This is a genomic window from Tepidicella baoligensis (genome assembly GCF_013432195.1).
In the GTDB taxonomy this organism is placed as follows: Bacteria; Pseudomonadota; Gammaproteobacteria; order Burkholderiales; family Burkholderiaceae_C; genus Tepidicella; species Tepidicella baoligensis.
In genome coordinates this window covers 1-2099 of sequence record NZ_JACCDB010000030.1, presented here as the reverse complement: position 1 = coordinate 2099, position 2099 = coordinate 1, and the positions used below count along the sequence as shown (strand labels likewise).

The window sequence follows — 2099 nt, the reverse complement described above, 5'->3', positions numbered from 1 at the left end:
TGGCTGCCCCCTATGCCGATTCTGTCTTCCTCGGGTGATAATCATCTGATGGACAAAAATGTGAATGCCGATCCGGCCGAATTGGCCAAATTTTCCGAGCTTGCCCACCGATGGTGGGATCCGGAAAGCGAATTTCGTCCCTTGCATCAGATCAATCCCCTGCGTCTGGAATGGATCGATCGCCTCGCGGCGTTGGAGGGAAGGGCAGTCCTGGATGTGGGCTGCGGCGGAGGCATTTTGGCCGACGCCATGGCCAGAAAAGGTGCCAACGTGTTGGGCATCGATTTGGCGAGCAAGGCGCTCAAGGTGGCCCAGCTTCACGCCCTGGAGGCCGAAACCCCTCGCGTACAGTATCGGGAGGTCAGCGCCGAGCAACTGGCCGAGGAATGTCCCGAGAGCTTCGACGTGGTCACCTGCATGGAAATGCTGGAGCATGTGCCGGACCCGTCGTCGGTGGTTCGCGCGTGCGCCCGCCTGGTCAAGCCTGGAGGTTGGGTGTTCTTCTCCACCATCAACCGCAACCCCAAGTCGTTCCTCTTTGCGATCGTGGGAGCGGAATACGTGCTGCAACTGTTGCCCAAGGGCACCCACGAATATGCCAAGTTCATCAAGCCCAGCGAGCTGGCGGCTTACTGCCGTGCCGCGGGCCTTGAGTTGCAAGCCACACGAGGTATGGAATACAACCCGCTGACGCGCCGTTATTGGCTCAGCGGTGACACCAGCGTCAACTACCTGATGGCCACTCAGCGGATATCGGCATGAAGTTTTCCGGTGTGCAAGCCGTGCTTTTCGATTTGGACGGCACGCTCGTGGACAGTGCGCCCGATCTCGGCTACGCAGCCGACCAGATGCGGGTGGCACGAGGGCTGCCGCCGCTGCCTCTGGAAGCCTACCGACCGATGGCTGGCGCGGGTGCGCGAGGCATGATCCAGGTGGCGTTTGGGCATGGCCCTGAGCATCCGGCTTTCGAGGCGCTCAAGCAGGAGTTCTTTGACCGATACGAGGCCTGCATGACGCAACGGACCCGCCCTTTCGATGAAGTGGCCGAGATGCTGGATGTGTTGGAACAAAGGGGCCTGGCCTGGGGAGTGGTCACCAACAAGATGGAGCGTTTCGCTTTGCCGCTGACCGCGGGCATGCCGCTGTTTGCCCGATCGTCCACGGTCATTGGCGGCGACACCACTCCCTACCCCAAGCCACATCCTGCCCCCTTGCTGGAGGCGGCACGTCGGCTGGGCTTGCCCCCAGACCGTTGTGTCTACGTGGGCGATGACCAGCGGGACATCGTGGCGGGCAAGGCAGCCGGGATGCCGACGGTGGCCGCGCTCTACGGTTACCTGGGCCTGAACACCGACGCGGGTGCCTGGGGGGCCGACGCCATCATCGAAACACCGATGGCACTCTTGAACTTTCTGGACTTGGCGTAAACTAAGAGCCAGCAGGGGCTGCATTGGTTTCGACGTGGGTTCGGACACGCAGCAGGGCATGTCGAGGTTCTGTCACCTCGTAAAACCGCAGAAAAAAAGTAACTGCAAACGACGAACGTTTCGCACTCGCCGCCTAATCCGGCGAGCCTCGCAACAGTTGGCCCATGGGCTGGGTGAGGGTGGCTGCAAAGCCGTCCTGACTGCGAGGGAATTCACATGGGCTGGCCGTCGGGCGGGCAACTTGCCCGGCGGTGAGATGAAAGGTTGCTGGCCGGGCCTGCAGCGTGTCGCTGCGCGGCAAGTTCGGCGAGAACAAATCAGACGACTACACATGTAGAACTGCGCGAAGAAGGCTTGCGGACGGGGGTTCGAGTCCCCCCAGCTCCACCACATACAAGGACTCGAAAAATCTCCGGGCCTTTTCTTGTCTCAAATCCCCGCGTGGCGCGGGGTTCCGGCCACCTGTGTTGCGGGCAACTAACTTCCGAAACGCCCGAAATCGGCCGCTTTCTCTGCCAGAGCCATCTCTATTCTCCGTTTGGCCTGCGGGTAGGCGCAGATGGCGGTCTAGCAAAATCAACAACTTACGCGTAACGGTTCGCTGTCAACCAAAGCCGCCAGTCGCCATCGCAACCAGACAGTGTGCGTCACTATAGAGTCGGCAGCAATTAT

General features: G+C 60.9%; 2 protein-coding genes and 1 other RNA gene. All 3 read left to right on the top strand.

Annotation, left to right across the window (positions count from 1 at the left end):
* Positions 1–48: 48 nt before the first annotated feature.
* The 3 genes from ubiG (at position 49) to ssrA (ending at position 1817) form a co-directional block, all read left to right on the top strand.
* Positions 49–762: a bifunctional 2-polyprenyl-6-hydroxyphenol methylase/3-demethylubiquinol 3-O-methyltransferase UbiG gene (gene ubiG / locus HZS63_RS13730; RefSeq protein ID WP_180684555.1), complete on the top strand. Its 714-nt coding sequence runs from the start codon at positions 49–51 to the stop codon at positions 760–762.
* Positions 759–1427, top strand: a complete 669-nt coding sequence (gene gph / locus HZS63_RS13725) for a phosphoglycolate phosphatase (protein WP_180684554.1) — start codon at positions 759–761, stop codon at positions 1425–1427. The genes ubiG and gph overlap by 4 nt, the downstream gene beginning before the upstream one ends.
* Before the next feature lie 14 nt (positions 1428–1441).
* Positions 1442–1817: a transfer-messenger RNA gene (gene ssrA, locus HZS63_RS13720) on the top strand.
* Positions 1818–2099 lie beyond the last annotated feature (282 nt).